This is a genomic window from Achromobacter aegrifaciens, assembly GCF_902859735.1.
GTDB lineage: Bacteria > Pseudomonadota > Gammaproteobacteria > Burkholderiales > Burkholderiaceae_B > Achromobacter > Achromobacter aegrifaciens.
This window is the reverse complement of record NZ_CADIJY010000019.1, coordinates 22,289-36,398: the sequence shown is the minus strand read 5'-3', so window position 1 is coordinate 36,398 and position 14,110 is coordinate 22,289. Positions and strand designations below refer to the sequence as shown.

15 protein-coding genes and 1 pseudogene are annotated in these 14,110 nt (G+C 66.2%); 11 read left to right on the top strand and 5 right to left on the bottom strand.

The window, feature by feature from the left end:
• The first annotated feature begins 268 nt into the window (after positions 1-268).
• Genes HV766_RS27960 through HV766_RS27920 form a run of 9 tightly spaced genes read left to right on the top strand, consistent with a single transcriptional unit; the run spans position 269 to position 8,984 of the window.
• A complete protein-coding gene (locus tag HV766_RS27960) occupies positions 269-535 on the top strand; it encodes a hypothetical protein (protein ID WP_054458606.1) in 267 nt (88 codons plus the stop codon).
• Entirely contained in the window at positions 532-1,950 is a 1,419-nt protein-coding gene (locus tag HV766_RS27955) for a pilus assembly protein TadG-related protein (RefSeq protein ID WP_119450737.1), read from the top strand. The genes HV766_RS27960 and HV766_RS27955 overlap by 4 nt, the downstream gene beginning before the upstream one ends.
• Entirely contained in the window at positions 1,947-2,564 is a 618-nt protein-coding gene (locus HV766_RS27950) for a pilus assembly protein (protein WP_175182236.1), read from the top strand. The genes HV766_RS27955 and HV766_RS27950 overlap by 4 nt, the downstream gene beginning before the upstream one ends.
• A complete protein-coding gene (locus HV766_RS27945) occupies positions 2,561-3,346 on the top strand; it encodes a hypothetical protein (protein ID WP_125471378.1) in 786 nt (261 codons plus the stop codon). Before HV766_RS27950 ends, HV766_RS27945 begins: the two co-directional genes overlap by 4 nt.
• A complete protein-coding gene (gene cpaB, locus HV766_RS27940) occupies positions 3,343-4,197 on the top strand; it encodes a Flp pilus assembly protein CpaB (protein WP_175182235.1) in 855 nt (284 codons plus the stop codon). Before HV766_RS27945 ends, cpaB begins: the two co-directional genes overlap by 4 nt.
• Entirely contained in the window at positions 4,194-5,564 is a 1,371-nt protein-coding gene (locus HV766_RS27935) for a type II and III secretion system protein family protein (RefSeq protein WP_175162529.1), read from the top strand. Before cpaB ends, HV766_RS27935 begins: the two co-directional genes overlap by 4 nt.
• A complete protein-coding gene (locus HV766_RS27930) occupies positions 5,561-7,255 on the top strand; it encodes a TadA family conjugal transfer-associated ATPase (RefSeq protein ID WP_175182234.1) in 1,695 nt (564 codons plus the stop codon). Before HV766_RS27935 ends, HV766_RS27930 begins: the two co-directional genes overlap by 4 nt.
• Complete coding sequence (locus HV766_RS27925; protein ID WP_119450731.1) at positions 7,252-8,097, top strand: type II secretion system F family protein; 846 nt, start codon at positions 7,252-7,254, stop codon at positions 8,095-8,097. The genes HV766_RS27930 and HV766_RS27925 overlap by 4 nt, the downstream gene beginning before the upstream one ends.
• Before the next feature lie 14 nt (positions 8,098-8,111).
• Positions 8,112-8,984, top strand: a complete 873-nt coding sequence (locus HV766_RS27920; RefSeq protein WP_054458590.1) for a type II secretion system F family protein — start codon at positions 8,112-8,114, stop codon at positions 8,982-8,984.
• Between the two features lie 7 nt (positions 8,985-8,991).
• On the opposite strand, the gene HV766_RS30265 is transcribed toward HV766_RS27920, so the two are convergent.
• Entirely contained in the window at positions 8,992-9,138 is a 147-nt protein-coding gene (locus HV766_RS30265) for a hypothetical protein (protein WP_225589319.1), read from the bottom strand.
• On the opposite strand from HV766_RS30265, the pseudogene HV766_RS30260 reads away from it, so the two are divergent.
• A pseudogene (locus HV766_RS30260) lies at positions 9,107-9,214 on the top strand (DUF192 domain-containing protein); the annotation flags it as partial. The gene HV766_RS30265 and the pseudogene HV766_RS30260 sit on opposite strands and share 32 nt — an antisense overlap.
• Before the next feature lie 9 nt (positions 9,215-9,223).
• On the opposite strand, the gene HV766_RS30255 reads toward HV766_RS30260, so the two are convergent.
• Both HV766_RS30255 and HV766_RS27910 read right to left on the bottom strand, forming a co-directional pair.
• A complete protein-coding gene (locus HV766_RS30255) occupies positions 9,224-10,027 on the bottom strand; it encodes a BPSS1780 family membrane protein (protein ID WP_054458588.1) in 804 nt (267 codons plus the stop codon).
• A 66-nt stretch (positions 10,028-10,093) separates the two neighbouring features.
• On the bottom strand, positions 10,094-11,062 hold the full coding sequence (locus HV766_RS27910) for a homoserine kinase (RefSeq protein WP_175182233.1): 969 nt from the start codon (positions 11,060-11,062) through the stop codon (positions 10,094-10,096).
• A gap of 185 nt (positions 11,063-11,247) precedes the next feature.
• Here HV766_RS27910 and dusA point away from each other — a divergent pair, with 185 nt between their 5' ends.
• Complete coding sequence (gene dusA / locus HV766_RS27905) at positions 11,248-12,264, top strand: tRNA dihydrouridine(20/20a) synthase DusA (RefSeq protein WP_082401337.1); 1,017 nt, start codon at positions 11,248-11,250, stop codon at positions 12,262-12,264.
• A gap of 28 nt (positions 12,265-12,292) precedes the next feature.
• On the opposite strand, the gene HV766_RS27900 is transcribed toward dusA, so the two are convergent.
• Both HV766_RS27900 and HV766_RS27895 read right to left on the bottom strand, forming a co-directional pair.
• Positions 12,293-12,751 (bottom strand): CBS domain-containing protein, encoded by a 459-nt coding sequence (locus HV766_RS27900; protein WP_054458582.1) that lies wholly within the window; start codon positions 12,749-12,751, stop codon positions 12,293-12,295.
• A gap of 38 nt (positions 12,752-12,789) precedes the next feature.
• Complete coding sequence (locus HV766_RS27895) at positions 12,790-14,103, bottom strand: YihY family inner membrane protein (RefSeq protein ID WP_054458580.1); 1,314 nt, start codon at positions 14,101-14,103, stop codon at positions 12,790-12,792.
• Positions 14,104-14,110: the final 7 nt, after the last annotated feature.

Below are 14,110 nucleotides of genomic sequence, written 5' to 3'. Positions count from 1 at the left end.
GCCCGGCTTCGCACGCGATGGGTGTCAGACAGCCCGGCAACTCAAATCTACTGCTGAGCCATAGGTCGAACAATAGGGAAAACCCTTGAATATTAAAGGGTTACAAGATTCATGCCGTTTTGCGCGGTGGCCAGCCTGGGCGGGCCGCCGCCGCCCGTGCACTGTCAACGGACCCGTGATCACTTTATCCGCCTCGGCATCCGCGAATGGCGAGGCCGGGGGCAGACGCCGACACTGAAGCCTGTCTTCACAGTGCCGGAGAACGGATATGTCAGGGTTGCGGAAGCGTCAGTCGGGACAGGGTATGACGGAATACGTGGTGGTCGTGGCCTTGGTCGCGGTGGCGGCCATCGCGGTGTACCAGTATTTCGGCCAGGTGGTGCGATCGCAGACCGCCGCCATGGCGCGTGAACTTGCCGGCGAAGACGGCGGTGCGCAGAGCCGCGCGGCACAACAGGCGGCGCAAAAAGCGGCGGCGCAGACCAAGGCCCGTTCGCTCAAGTCCTTCACCGGCAATGCCACGGACGCGAAGTGAACGCGCGTTCTTGCGCACCGCTTGCTCAACAGCGCGGCCAGGCGCTGGTGCTGGGTCTGTTGATGGCGGCGGTGGGAGGCATATCCCTGGTCGTGCTGTACAACCTGGGGCAAACCGTGGGAGCGCGGCAGCGGCTGACGCATGCCGCGGACGCGGCCGCCTACAGCGGGGCGCTGGAGCAAGCGCGCGCGCTCAATGCCCTGGCCTACATCAACCGCACACAGATCGCGCATCAGGTCGCCATGGCGCATCTGGTCACGCTGGCTGCCTCGGCGCAGTACGCCCGCACCATGCAATCGCAGCGCGACCGCCGCAATCCGCCCGCCGGGCTGATCGCCATGTTGTTCGGCCCCGATGTGGGGGCAGCCTACCAAACGGTGCGGGCAGTGCCCGACGCCGAGCAGAGGCTCGCGTCGGCGTTTGGCGAGCACGACAGAGTGGTCCACCAGGTTCTGGAAGCAGCCGCGGCGTCCGCTGTTTCAGGCTTGGCGGCTTCGCGCGAACGCATCATGAAGAAAGTGCTGTACGCCAATCTGTCGAACGATGCTTCGCTGCCCGATGGCGATGCCGCGCATGTCCGGGGCCTGAGCCTGCGGCTGCTGACCGATGGCTGGCCCGGATACGTGGGGCGTCGCCTGGCCACGCGCGAGGCGGGATTGCGGCCCGCCGTCGAGCAAGCGGCGGAACGGTACGGGTTTCTCCACCGCCGCAACGTCACGCGCCGCAATCCGTGGATGGTCCATCCGCTGTGCCCTTTGCATCGTCACGAGTTGCGGCGCCGCGGTTCCACCTGGTTGGGGCCGGATGGACGTTGGGGCGCTCTTGATACCCAGTCCTACCATGCGCTGCGTTTCAACCGCTGGAGGGGCTGCTATTTCCGCGAATACGCCGTGGGCTGGGGCACGGCGCAAGGCCAGAAGATCAAGGCGCCCGAAGGCCTGGAGTACGTGGAAGAGCCACCGCTCGATTTTTCCGAACAGGATTTCTGGCGCTGGGTGGAACAGTCGACCAACTGGGATCTGCTCGACGGCTTCACCAATCCCATGGCCAATTCGTACGCCATGGCTGCCGCTCAGCGCTGGCCGGGGCGGGGCCTGCCAGCCTATCGCGACATCGCCTTGCCACGCAGCGGCGATCCCCTGCGTTTCGCGGTGACCGTCCGGCTTGCCGGCGCATCCTTGAAAACCACGGATGGCGACAGCGCAGTCCGGACACCCTTGGGGGCGTTCCGCTATGCCGCACTGGGACCGGAAGACGCCGTCACCGTCACTTCCGCGGCGGAAACCTATTTTGCACGGCCGGAACGCCGGGCCGATGGCCGTGATGAACTTGCCACGCTTTTCCGCCCTTACTGGCAGGCGCGCTTGTCCGCCGTCAGCGCCGCAGAGGCCGCGCAGGCAAGGCGGGCGCCATGAACCGGATCCCCACGCGCCAGCAAGGGCAGGCTCTGGTCGAAGCGTTGCTGATGTTGCCGCTGCTGGCCCTGCTGCTGTGGGCGGCGTCCTGGATTGGCGGATTGCAATTCGCAGCGCAGGAAATGTCGCAGGCCAGCCGCAAGACCGCAATGGCAGGCGCCCTGGGACAACCCATGCGGAATTTGCCCGCGCCGGGCGGCATGGCGCTCTCGGGCAAGGCCAGCACCTTATCGGGTATCGCACCCGCGCAGGTCAACGCCTTGCAGGCCGAATGGTTTGGCGCGGATCTGCGACTGCTGTCGGTGACGGCAAGCGCTGCGCGATTCGATCGGGACAGCGCGGCCTGGTTGCGCATCGCCCGCCGCACGCATGTGGCAAGCGGCGCCGGCTATGCGGACGGCGATGCCGACGCGCAGCGCCGGATCGGCCGGGCGCCTACGTCCTGGCACAGGGCGGAACGCGCCTCGGTGGCCGAGGCCCGACGCTTGAAGCCTGTTGTCGATCGCCTGGACGGACCCTGGCGCAGGCCCGGCCTGTCGCTGGACTGGTTGTCTGAATGGGCGGATGTGGTGCCTGGGGAGCGGCTTGCCAGCCGCAAGGGGGCGGGCAAATGATCGGCCTGCGCTTTTCGGCGCCCCTTGCGGGTTTTGCCCCATCACGGGAAGACGGCTGGCGAACCGTGGCTATGACAAAGACGCTGCGTCTGTTGATGGCCGGCGCCGTGGCTGTTGCGGCCGTAGGGTGGCGCAATGTCGCCGCAGCTCAGCATCTCGTGACGAGCGGCGGGGAGGCCGGCGGGAGCAGGCCAGGCGTTACCGCGCTGGAGGCCTTGCGTCTGCCCGCAGGTTCGCGTCGCGGATTGTTAGGGGAAAGCATCTGGTTGCATGGAATCCCGGCGCGTGTGCTGGTGTTCGATGCGCCGCTCAGTACGGCGGAGCTGATCCGTTACCTATCTGCCCAGCAGCCCGCCCTGGTCAATCTCAACGTGTTGTCAGGTCAGGCGATTCTGTCGGGTAAGGTGGGGCAGGAGCAATGGGTCATCCAGCTGGAAGGCCTGGGCTCCCGTCGGACAGCCGGAAGCATTTCAGCCGTCAGCCTTCTGGCCGTGCCTGAAAGCGCTTCGCCTGCCTGGCTGCCCGCCGGCGGCCGCCTCAGGTTGGACATCGCCTTGATGGAGGACGGCGTACGCGTTTCCGAGCGGATCTGGCAATACCCCTTGCCTCCGGGGCAGTTGGCTGCGCAGCTGGAGCAGCACCTGCTCCGGAACGGCTGGCGTCGCATGCCCGTCTCCGAGGATTCGGCGCACTGGTGGGTCCGCTCCGGCTCCCGCATGCGGCTGTCGCTGGTGCCGCTGGACGGTGGCACCGGCCTTCTGGTCAGCGGAAGAGTGCCATGACGAACTGGATCACCCATGTAGCGCCGCGTCTGCGCCGAATGGGCGTGTATGCCATAGCACTGATTGCGGGTTTGGTATCCGCGTGGGCGGTGCGGGAACACGTGCAGCAGCGGGTCCAGGCGCTGGAGGCAGAGGCGCGCACGCCGATGGTCAGCCGGCTGGTCGCGGCGTACGACCTGCCTGCTGGCACGCAACTCGAAGAGGTGCACCTGGCAGTGCGCGAGATTCCGCAGCTTTGGGTGTCCCGGGCCAGCATCGATCCCCTGGATCTTGCCAGTTTGCTTGGCGCCACCTTGCTGGCCGATGTCGCCAATGGTGAGCCCTTGCTGCGGGGGCATCTGACATTCAGTCCTCCGGCCCCGGCCTTGGCGTCCCGCTTGCGCAGCGGTCAACGCGCATTGACCGTGGCGGCGACGGACCTGGGCGGCCTGGCGGAAGTCCTGCGCGCAGGCGATGCCATCGACATCTATGTGAGTTTTTCGCATCGGCAGCGGGAGATGACGGTGCCCCTCCTGCAAGGCATGCGCGTGCTGATGGTGGGAGGCGACGCCGAGAGCGAAACCAAGGGCGGCAATATCACCTTGGCAGCGACGCCGGATGAGGCAATGCGATTCGTGGCGGCGCGGCAGAGCGGGGCGCTGACCGCGATGTTGCGCCATCGCGATGATGCCGCAATGGTCAGCGGCGCCGCGCAGGGCGACCTTGCCACCCTGATCGGATTGGACCTGGAACCCCGGAATGCGCCGGGCGTGGCCATCCTGTACGGAGACAGGCTGGACCCCTCGGCAGGCACAGGAGCAATGGATGTGGAAAGTGCAGGCCCGGCTCGACTTCAGCGGGGGCGGCCATGAGACGCGCCGTCATCAGCATGTTTGCCTGCGTGTTCTGGTTGGCCAATCCCGCAGCGCGGGCGGAGGATGAGGTGATTGAACTTCAGGTGGGTGAAACGCGGATTCTGTCGCACCCCGGGGTCAAGCGCGTGGCGATAGGCAACGGCCAGGTCGTGGGCGCCATCGAGGCCGAAGGGCGCGAGGTCGTGGTCTTTGCCCGCGCCGAGGGTGTTTCGTCACTTCACATATGGGCAAACGCCGGGCGCGCCAAGGCCTATGAACTGAGGGTCGTGCCGGCCGGCGCGCCGCGTCTGCGGGCAGAGGTCGAGGCCTTGCTTGCCCGCATCCCCGGCGCGCGCAGTACTGAGGTGGGCGGTCGCATCCTGATCGAGGGCGACGATCTTTCCGACGATGACCGATTGCGCATCACGGCCCTGGCGGACCGCTATCCCGCAGTGCTGGACTTTACCGGCCAAGTGGGTTGGGACCGCATGGTGCAGCTGGACGTTCAGGTCGTGGAGATCCCCACCTCAAGGCTGAGGGATCTGGGCGTGCGCTGGGACGGGCTGTCGCAAGGCGGCATCAACGCCGGCCTGGCCTGGGATGCGGGGTCCAGGGGGCGCATGAACCGTCCAGGCGAAGGGATCATAGAAACAGTGGGCCCGGTCTCTTCGGCGGCTGGCTACTTCGGCGTCAATGCGCTGTTGTCGTCCCGGATCGCGATGCTGGCGCAAAGCGGCGAGGCCGTCATGCTGGCCCAACCTCAATTGCTCGCGCGCAGCGGCGCCAGCGCCACCTTCCTGGCTGGCGGAGAGGTTCCTTACTCGTCGACCGACACGCGCGGCAACGCGACCACGATGTTCAAGCCCTATGGCGTCATGCTCAGGATCACCCCTCGCATCGATCGCAACGGGATCATCCGATCCTTGATCGAGGTAGAGGCGAGTTCGGTGGACAACGCGCTGAGCGTGCCGGGCGGACCGGCGCTACGCACGCGCCGCGCATCCACCGAATTCAACGTGCGGTCCGGCGATACGCTGGTCATCGGCGGCTTCCTGTCGCGCGAGCGGGACGAGACCAGCGATGGCCTGCCATGGCTGAAAGACATCCCGGTTCTGGGGGCCTTGTTTTCGTCCCGGCGCTATCAATTGCGGGAAACCGAACTTGCCATATTCGTGACGCCCAAACTGATTACGCAGGCCGAGCCCGCCATGGCGGACCGCGTGCGGCGGGGACGTGGCGTGCTCGAAGCGGCTTTTCCCGTGCCGCCCCGCCTGGGCACCGCCGTGCCTGCCGCGGCAGGGTGGGATGCCCACGCCGGCACCGGTTCGCAGTGGGGCTCGCCGCAAGACGGCGCGCCGATTCCTTCTTCGGAAACTCGGCCATGATCGACGTGGAAATGATGTTTGAAGACGCCTCCGTGCACAGATCCACGGTGGCTGTTCCCGCGTTGATAGGAAGGGGCGCGCATTGCGGGGTGCGCATCGTGAACTGGAGGGTGGGGCGCCAGCACGCCCGCTTGTTGCGCGAAGCGGCGGGGATCGTGCTCGAAGACCTGGGTACGTTGGGCGGAACCCTCGTGAACGGCGCGAGGATCGTGCGCCACGCCCCGGTGTTGCCCGACGACGAAATACTGATCGGGCCCTGCCGGCTGCGGGTGTCGCTGGCGGACATCCCGGAGCGCAACGGGGGCGTGGACGGTGCGGCGGCTGAAAGCGTCGCCCGCGACATGGCTGCCGTGCAGGAACCGCCGATGCTGCCCGCGCCGGCGACGCCAGTGCCGGTTCTGCCACTGCCACATCCGCTGCAGGAGCGCCGGCGGCTGCACGCGGCGCTGCTGGCGGCGCTGGACCTGCGCCGCCGCGACGTGGCGGGCATGAGCGACAGCATGCTGCGCGCCGAGGCCGAACGGCTGCTGACGCATATCGTCGCCACGGACACCGACTTGCCGCCGGGGGTGGACCGGGCTGCGCTTTGCCGCGAGGTGCTTGACGAAGCCGTCGGCCTGGGGCCGCTGGAGCCCTTGCTCGCCGCTGCCGACATTACGGAGATCATGGTCAATCGCCACGACGAGATCTATGTCGAACGCGCCGGCCGCCTGTCGCGCCATCAGGCGGCCTTTACCAGCGAGCAATCGCTGCGTTGGGTCATAGAGCGCATCGTCACACCCTTGGGGCGACGCATCGATGAAAGTTCTCCGATGGTGGATGCGCGCCTGGCCGACGGGTCCCGGGTGCACGCCATCATTCCGCCGGTGGCCCTTAGGGGCGCCAGCCTGACCATACGCAAGTTTCCACAGCGGCGCCCCGGAATGTCCGATCTGATCGCTGCGGGGACGCTGAGCGGCGCCATGGCGCAATTCCTGGCGCTCTGCGTGAGGATGCGCAGGAATCTGGTGGTATCCGGAGGGACCGGGGCGGGCAAGACCACGTTGCTCAACATCCTGTCCAACGAGATTCCCGACGGCGAGCGCGTGGTCACCATCGAAGATGCGGCGGAGCTGCGCCTGAATCACGATCATCTGGTGGCGCTGGAGGCGCGTCCGGCCAACCAGGAGGGGCGAGGACGGATCGACATCCGCGAACTCGTGCGCAACGCGCTGCGCATGCGGCCAGACCGGATCGTCGTGGGCGAGTGCCGCGGGGCGGAGGCATTCGACATGTTGACCGCCATGAACACCGGGCACGAAGGCTCCCTGACGACGCTGCATGCCAACTCGCCGCGCGACGCACTGGGGCGGCTGGAATCGATGATCCTGATGGCCGGGCTCGATCTGCCTCTGGCCGCCGTGCGCGAGCATATCGCGGCCAGCGTGGATATCGTGGTGCAGCAGGCGAGGCTGGGCGATGGGCGTCGCGTCGTGACGTCGATAGCGGAGATTACGGGCATGGAAAGCGGACGTATACAGCTGCAGGATCTGTTCCGCTACGACCGCATGGGCGGCTTCACGGGCTGCGGCGCCTTGCCCGGCTTTGCGCGCGAATGGACGCAGGCCGAGGAGGCCTTCGATCCCGCCTGGTTCTCCAACACCGAGCAGGCGGCGCCAGGGACCACCGTTTTTGCGCAAGGAGCGACATGATCTGGCTATCTGCGGGAGCCGCCATGGTATGCGTGCTGCTGCTGGCGTGGCGTGCCCAACACTGGTTTGCGCCAGCGCTGCGCCGCTACCGCGAGGTCTACACCCAGGAGGCGGGCCTGCGTCTGAGCGAGGTGTTCTTGTTCATAGACCCCGCCCAATTGTGGGCTGGCGCGGTGGCTTGCGCGGCGATGGCGGCGGCCTTGGCCTTTGCTGCGACGGGCAGCGGCTTTGTCGCCGCCTTGGCCGCGGCGCTTGCCTCGCGCCTGCCCAGGACGCTGGTGAATGGGTTGCGGCGGCGCCGTGCCCGGCGGTTCGAGCAGCAACTGCCGATGGCGCTGTTGATGCTCGCCTCCGCCCTGCGCGCTGGCGTGGCATTGACCACCGGCCTGCGCCACGTCGTCGAGCAGAGCAGCGCGCCCTTGGCCCAGGAGTTCGGCCTGATGTTGCGCGAGCAGCGCATGGGCGTGCCATGGGACGGCGCGCTTGAAAACCTGCGTGGCCGCATGCCGGCCGATTCGACCGCGCTCGTCGTAGCAGCCATGCGCATTGCGGCGCAGACGGGAGGCAACCTGGCAGAGGCGCTGGAAAGCATCGCGCAGACCCTGCGCGCCCGCCTGCAGTTGCAGGCGAAGCTGCTGGCGCTGACTTCGCAGGGACGTATGCAGGCCTGGATCGTGGGCGCTTTGCCTTTGCTGCTGCTTGCCGTGCTGGACCGGCTGGAGCCGGAAATCATGGGCCTGCTGTGGCATACGCCCGTGGGTTGGGGCGTGTTGGCGATCGTGGCGGTACTGGAGACCGCGGGCATGCTGCTGATCCGGCGCATTGTCCGGATCGATATCTGACGGGAGCGGATGCGATGTGGCTGTACTTGAGCCTGTTGACGGCCGCCCTGGCTGCGGGATGGTTGGCATGGGTGGTTTTTAAGCCATTGCTGCTGGACAGCGAGGGTGCGTCGTCCGCCTTGCCGTGGTGGTGGCGAGCGGCCTGGCCCTGGATTTCCGCGGTGGCGCCCGTGGCAGGGCCTTTATGTTCCTGGCGTTGGCGCATACGGCTGACTCGCGCCATCGAGCGGGCGGCGCTGCCTGCCGGCATCAGCTACGCGCATGTCGCGGCGCTGTGTTGGAGCGCGGCCATGGCTGCCGGCGGGTTGACTGCGGCGGTCGCCATCGTCTTGGCGCAGGCGCAGTCCTGGGAATGGATTCCCTGGATGGTAGCGTCAGCGCTGGCGGCAGGCGCCGCGCCGGGGCTTTGGCTGCGCAGTTTGAGCAGCAACCGGCGACGCAGCATCGAACGCGACCTGCCTTTCGTGTTCGACATGATGACCTTGTGTGTGGAAGCGGGGCTGAGCGTGCATGGGGCATTGCAGATGGCCGCCCAGAGCGGACCGGCGGGCATACTGCGAGATGCCCTGGCTGACGCGCTGGCAGAGATGCGTGCGGGGGTTTCCAGGACCGCCGCGATCAAGGCCTTGGCGGAACGCAGCAATAGCCCGCTTGCGCGTAACTGGGCGGCCGCCCTGGCGCAGGCCGAAGGGCTCGGGATAAGCCTGGGTCCAGTATTGCGGGCACAGGCGGCGCAAGCCCGCAGCGATCGTCACGTGCGTGCGGAACAGCTGGCGATGCAGGCTCCGGTGAAGATGCTGCTGCCGCTGATCGGCTGCATCTTCCCCTGCACGTTCATCGTGCTGGCCTTTCCGGTCATGGTGCAATTGCTGCAGAGCGTGCAATGACTGGCGGTCAGCCATCGGCGCGGCGCGGCGGACTCAGGCTACTCAAGGTCGCCAGCTGCTGCGGCCGCGCGCGCGGCTTGCTGGGACGCAAGCCGCCGGGGCCGCGGTCCGGCATCTTGCTGATGCATTGCGCCGCGGTGCATACCTTTGGCATGCGCTATGCCATCGACGTGGCATTCATATCGCGGCAGGGAAGGGTGCTTGCGGTGCGCAGGGCGCTGGCGCCCTGCCGCGTGGCGTCATGCCTGGGCGCCGTTGCCGTCGTCGAGATGCGCGCCGGCGTTCTCGATACCGAATACGGAGGTATAGGCAGGATAGAAGCTGCAGTACAGCACGCCACCCGCGGCGATATTGAAGGGAATCTGCAGCGTGCCGGCAAGCTGGGGTGACAGGCCGATGGCGACTAGAAGGCCGGCGCACAGGTCGATGAAAAGAAACACCAGGATCCAGGTGGCGCCGTAGACCAGGAACGGCAGCTTGTTGCGCCAGCAAGCGATGCCGGAGAAGAACAGCGCCTGGACCAGGCGCAGCCCATGCCAGGCGACCAGGACGGGGGCGTGCCAGAACAGCGCGGCGATCACGACATACACGATCGCGAACAAAGTCAGCGGAACGGCCATGGCGGACAGGATGGGCTCCATGGACTTTTCCACGGAGGCTATGCGCATGCCCTCGACCATCGCGTCCGTGAATGGCAGGAAGATGATCAGGCCGGTCGCAATGCAGAGCGCCGCGTACAGCAGCCCCATCAGGAACAGTTTCCTGAATACGCCAGGCTGCTTGAGCGGCTTGGCCCACATCGAGGGCAGCATGATGCGGTCGGCTTCGACATGCTTGCACGCCGATAGCGTCATCAGCGTGATGATGGGCATCAGCGCCACCACCAGTATGGGTCCGACCGGCGGCGTCGCGGTGGCGAAGATGACCAGAAGGCTGATGGCCATGGCCCAGGTGAACATGGCCAGAGGTTGCTTGCGGAACAGACGGAAGCCGTCTCGGACCCATTGCCAGCCGGATGTCGCGGGGAGGAATGCTGCTTGCATGGCTCTTTAAAGGGGGGAGATCTCTCAAAAAGGGACGCGCTATCCCCATTATGGGGGGAGCAACGGTTACGGCAATATTGGCAGGCCAGGGCGGTGGCGCGCTTGCAACACTCTTTCGAAATGCCGGGGGTCGTGCGGTTTCAGGGTCTGAGCCGGCCGCGGCAGGAAAAAGTCATACAGGCGCGATATCCAGAAGCGCAGCGCGGCGGCCCGCAGCATCAGCGGCCAGACCTCGCGTTCCGCGTCGGTGAACGGGCGCACGGCCGCGTAGGCTGCCAACCAGGACTCGACCAGTTCGGGCACGAATTCACCCGTGTCGCGTTCGATGCACCAGTCATTGACGCTCACCGCCACGTCGAACAGCCAGGTGTCGCAGCCGGCGAAGTAGAAGTCGATGATGCCACCCATGAGCGGATCTTCGAAGGTGCCGGCGAACAGGACGTTGTCCCGGAACAGGTCGCAGTGGGCCGGGCCGCTCTGCAATGTCTGCCAGGCCGGCGTCGCGGCGGCGGTCTGCTGGTCGGCCAGCTCCGCCGACAGCAGTTGGGCTTGCGCCGGTTCCAGGAAGGGCATGACCTTGGGTGCCGTTTCCAGCCACCAGGACAGTCCGCGCAGGTTGGGCTGGTGCAGCGGAAAGTCGCGTCCGGCCAGGTGGGCGCGGGCCAGCGTGGCGCCGGCCAGGGCGCAATGCGCCGGGCCGGGAGCGGGTTCGTAGCCGCCGGGCAGGCGTGAAACGATGGCGCAGGGCTTGCCGTGCAGGGTCGTCAGGCGAGTGCCGTCGCGCAGGGTCTGGGGCCGGGGCACGGGAATGCCGCGCTCGGCCAGGTGGTACATCAGCTCGATATAGAAAGGCAACTGGGCCTGCGTCAGCACCTCGAACAGCGTCAGCACATATTCGCCGCGGGTCGTGTACAGGAAGTAGTTGGTATTCTCGATACCCGCCGTAATCCCCCGAAGCGAGACAAACTCGCCCAGATCGAAATGCGCCAGTAGGGCGCGAGCGTCGTCTTCGGAGACAGGGGTGAATACGGCCATTGATGTGCGGGATCTAGGGGTTGACGGGCGCGCGCGCATGCCGGTTTCGGCTGCGGCGGCGCAATTTTAGACCACATGGCGGGCCAGTCTGTCCGACTTGCGGTGGAGCGGATACGGCCGCCCGCCAGACACAAAGCCGCCAAGCACCGTAAAATACCGCATCCCCTTGTTTTGTAGAGTGATTCTTGGACTCCCCCGACTGGCGGCTGTGCGTCGCCCCCATGATCGATGTGACCGACCGCCATTGCCGTTATTTCCACCGGCTGCTGGCGCCGCGCGCACGCTTGTACACGGAAATGATCACCACCGGCGCGTTGTTGCACGGCAATGTCGAGCGGCACCTGGACTTTGACGAGGCCGAGCATCCCGTGGCCTTGCAATTGGGCGGCAGCGAACCCGACGCGCTGGCGCATTCGGCCAGGCTGGGAAAAAAGTGGGGTTACGACGAGATCAACCTGAATTGCGGTTGCCCGTCAGAACGGGTGCAGAAGGGCGCGTTCGGCGCCTGCCTGATGGCGGAGCCCGCTCTGGTGGCCGATTGCATGAAGGCCATGCAGGATGCCGTGGATATCCCTGTCACCGTCAAACACCGGCTTGGCCTGGATTACGACGAGTCCTACGCGTTTGTCCGCGATTTCGTCGGCAAGATCTACGACACCGGCTGCCGGGTGTTCATCGCCCATGCCCGCAATGCGGTACTCAAGGGCCTGACGCCCAAGGACAACCGCGAGATTCCGCCTCTGCGCTACGACGTGGTGCGGCAATTGAAGCGCGACTTCCCGGATTGCACGTTCGTGCTCAACGGCGGTCTGGCCGACGCCGAGCAGTCCGTGCGCGCCGCGGGCGATTTCGACGGTGTCATGCTGGGCCGGGCTGCCTGGCACACGCCGCGAGTGCTGTCCGAGGTGTCCTTGCAGCTATGGCCGTCGCTGCGGCTGCCCAGCGATGCGCAGGTGGTGGACGCGATGATGGGATATGCGACGCGGCAGGTCGCGCGGGGCGTGCCCCTGCGGGTGATGACGCGGCCCATGCTGGGGCTGGTGAATGGCCAGTCCGGTGCGCGCCGCTGGCGCCGCATGCTGTCCGATCCGGCCCTGCTGGCCGCGAACAACCCTGAACTGATCTACGATGCCTGGCGCAGCCAGCGGCATGCGCCGGATATGCGCGGCGCCGCGATCGAAGCGGCGCCGGCTGGGGTTTGACGAGGGGCCAGCCAAGCTGGCCGCGGGCTCAGGACTTGGCCGGTTCGGCGCTTTCCGTGGGCCAATCGCGGATATAGGCCTTCAGCATGTTGTTTTCGAATTGCTGGGCCGCCACGATGGCCTGGGCCATGTCGTAGAACGAAATGACGCCCATCAGGGTGGGGCCGTCCATGACCGGAATGTAGCGCGCGTGCTTTTCGAGCATCAGGCGCTGCACTTCGTCGGCGCTGGTGTTGGGGGACACGCTGACCGGGGCATCGTCCATGATGGAACGGATGGTGGTGTCGCCGGCGCCGCCATGCGCATGCATGTGGCGGATGATCTCGCGGAACGTGAGCATGCCGGTCAGCGTCCCGAATTCCATGATCACCAGCGAGCCTATGTCCTGCTCGCTCATTGTTTGCACGGCCTGGGACACAGGCATGTCGGGCGACGCCGTATAGAGCGTATCGCCCTTGACGCGCAAAATCTCGCTGACCTTCAACATCGGTTCCTCCTGGGCGGTTTACGCCCTAATGCTATTTGCTAATTCTTTTTCGCTTCCAGCTGCAGCACGGGAGCGATTCCATTTTCGGTATTTTGCGCTTCTCCGCAGACTTCTTCCAGCGTGGGCGCATTTTGCTGGGAAATCACGGCCGAGGCGACTCGCAGTATCTCGGGGTCATTGCGGACCCTGGGCTGGCCGCGGTCCAGCAGAAAACGGTCCACCACGGGTTCCATCGAGGTTTGCCGGGCGTCGCAGGTCAGAACCCAGAGGCCTTCGGGGCTGCGCGTCGCCAAGCCCATTTCAGCCAGGGTTTCGAGGACTTCGTTCAGTTCGTCCTGGTGCAGGCGCAATTGCGCGGCCAGCAGATTGGCGGGCAGTCCGGGTGGATTGGCCGTCTGCGCCTGGCGCAGCGTGCGCAGCGCATCCACGGCGTCCACGAAGGGCGCACCCGGATAGCGGTTGATTTCCCAGCGGCCCAGCCGGATCAGCGGCGCGCTGGACGCCAGGATGGCTCCCAGCAGCACGGCCAGCCATGACAGGTAGATCCAGAGCAGGAAGATGGGCAGGGTGGCGAATGCGCCGTAAATGACGGTGTAGGTGGGGAAGCGGGTCAGGTAGTAGGCGAAAGCCGACTTCATGATTTCCAGCACGATCGCGGTCACGCAGCCCCCGACCAGGGCATCGCGCCAGAGAACCTCGCGGTTCGGGACCATGACGAACAGCGTGGCAAAACCCAGGGCGGTCAACACCAGCGGGATGAACGACACCGCAACGCTGACGGCTTCGGGCACGTCCCGCACCAGGCCCAGCGATTCGCGCGCCACGAACGAAGTCGCCCAAAGGCTGGCGCCGGCCACGACGGGGCCCAGCGTGATGATGGCCCAGTACACCAGCGCGCGCTGCCGCAGCGGGCGTTGGCGCGTCACGTGCCAGATGTCGTTGAACGCCTTGTCGATCGTCATGATCAGCAACAGCGAGGTGATCAGCAGGAATACGCCGCCGATGGCGGTCAGGCGTGAAGCCTGGCGCGCGAACTGATTCAGGTAATCCATGATGTTGTCCGAGACGGACGGCGGCATCAGGCTGTTGGTCAGGAAATCCTCGAGCGCGACGCGGAATTCCTGGAATACCGGAAAAGCAGTAAACAGCGACAGGACCACGGCCAGCATCGGCACGATGGCCAGGACGGTCGTGAAGGTGAGGCTGGACGCGACCTGCAGCAGTTTCTCTTCGCTGGCGCGTTCGGCGCTGAAGCGCACAACACGTCCGGCCCTCGCGATCCATGAAGAGCGCGAGGTCGAGTGCTCGGTGGCCGCCGGCGTCGCGGCGGCAGGCTCGGCGGGGCGATTCATCAGGCGA

What these genes read in the sequence shown, in the direction of transcription:
- HV766_RS27960 (WP_054458606.1), top strand. Translation starts at nt 269, where the DNA reads ATGTCAGGGTTGCGGAAGCGTCAGTCGGGACAGGGTATGACGGAATAC.
- HV766_RS27950 (WP_175182236.1), top strand. Translation starts at nt 1,947, where the DNA reads ATGAACCGGATCCCCACGCGCCAGCAAGGGCAGGCTCTGGTCGAAGCG.
- HV766_RS27945 (WP_125471378.1), top strand. Translation starts at nt 2,561, where the DNA reads ATGATCGGCCTGCGCTTTTCGGCGCCCCTTGCGGGTTTTGCCCCATCA.
- cpaB (WP_175182235.1), top strand. Translation starts at nt 3,343, where the DNA reads ATGACGAACTGGATCACCCATGTAGCGCCGCGTCTGCGCCGAATGGGC.
- HV766_RS27935 (WP_175162529.1), top strand. Translation starts at nt 4,194, where the DNA reads ATGAGACGCGCCGTCATCAGCATGTTTGCCTGCGTGTTCTGGTTGGCC.
- HV766_RS27930 (WP_175182234.1), top strand. Translation starts at nt 5,561, where the DNA reads ATGATCGACGTGGAAATGATGTTTGAAGACGCCTCCGTGCACAGATCC.
- HV766_RS27925 (WP_119450731.1), top strand. Translation starts at nt 7,252, where the DNA reads ATGATCTGGCTATCTGCGGGAGCCGCCATGGTATGCGTGCTGCTGCTG.
- HV766_RS27920 (WP_054458590.1), top strand. Translation starts at nt 8,112, where the DNA reads ATGTGGCTGTACTTGAGCCTGTTGACGGCCGCCCTGGCTGCGGGATGG.
- HV766_RS30265 (WP_225589319.1), bottom strand. Translation starts at nt 9,138, where the DNA reads ATGCCAAAGGTATGCACCGCGGCGCAATGCATCAGCAAGATGCCGGAC.
- HV766_RS30255 (WP_054458588.1), bottom strand. Translation starts at nt 10,027, where the DNA reads ATGCAAGCAGCATTCCTCCCCGCGACATCCGGCTGGCAATGGGTCCGA.
- HV766_RS27910 (WP_175182233.1), bottom strand. Translation starts at nt 11,062, where the DNA reads ATGGCCGTATTCACCCCTGTCTCCGAAGACGACGCTCGCGCCCTACTG.
- HV766_RS27900 (WP_054458582.1), bottom strand. Translation starts at nt 12,751, where the DNA reads ATGTTGAAGGTCAGCGAGATTTTGCGCGTCAAGGGCGATACGCTCTAT.
- HV766_RS27895 (WP_054458580.1), bottom strand. Translation starts at nt 14,103, where the DNA reads ATGAATCGCCCCGCCGAGCCTGCCGCCGCGACGCCGGCGGCCACCGAG.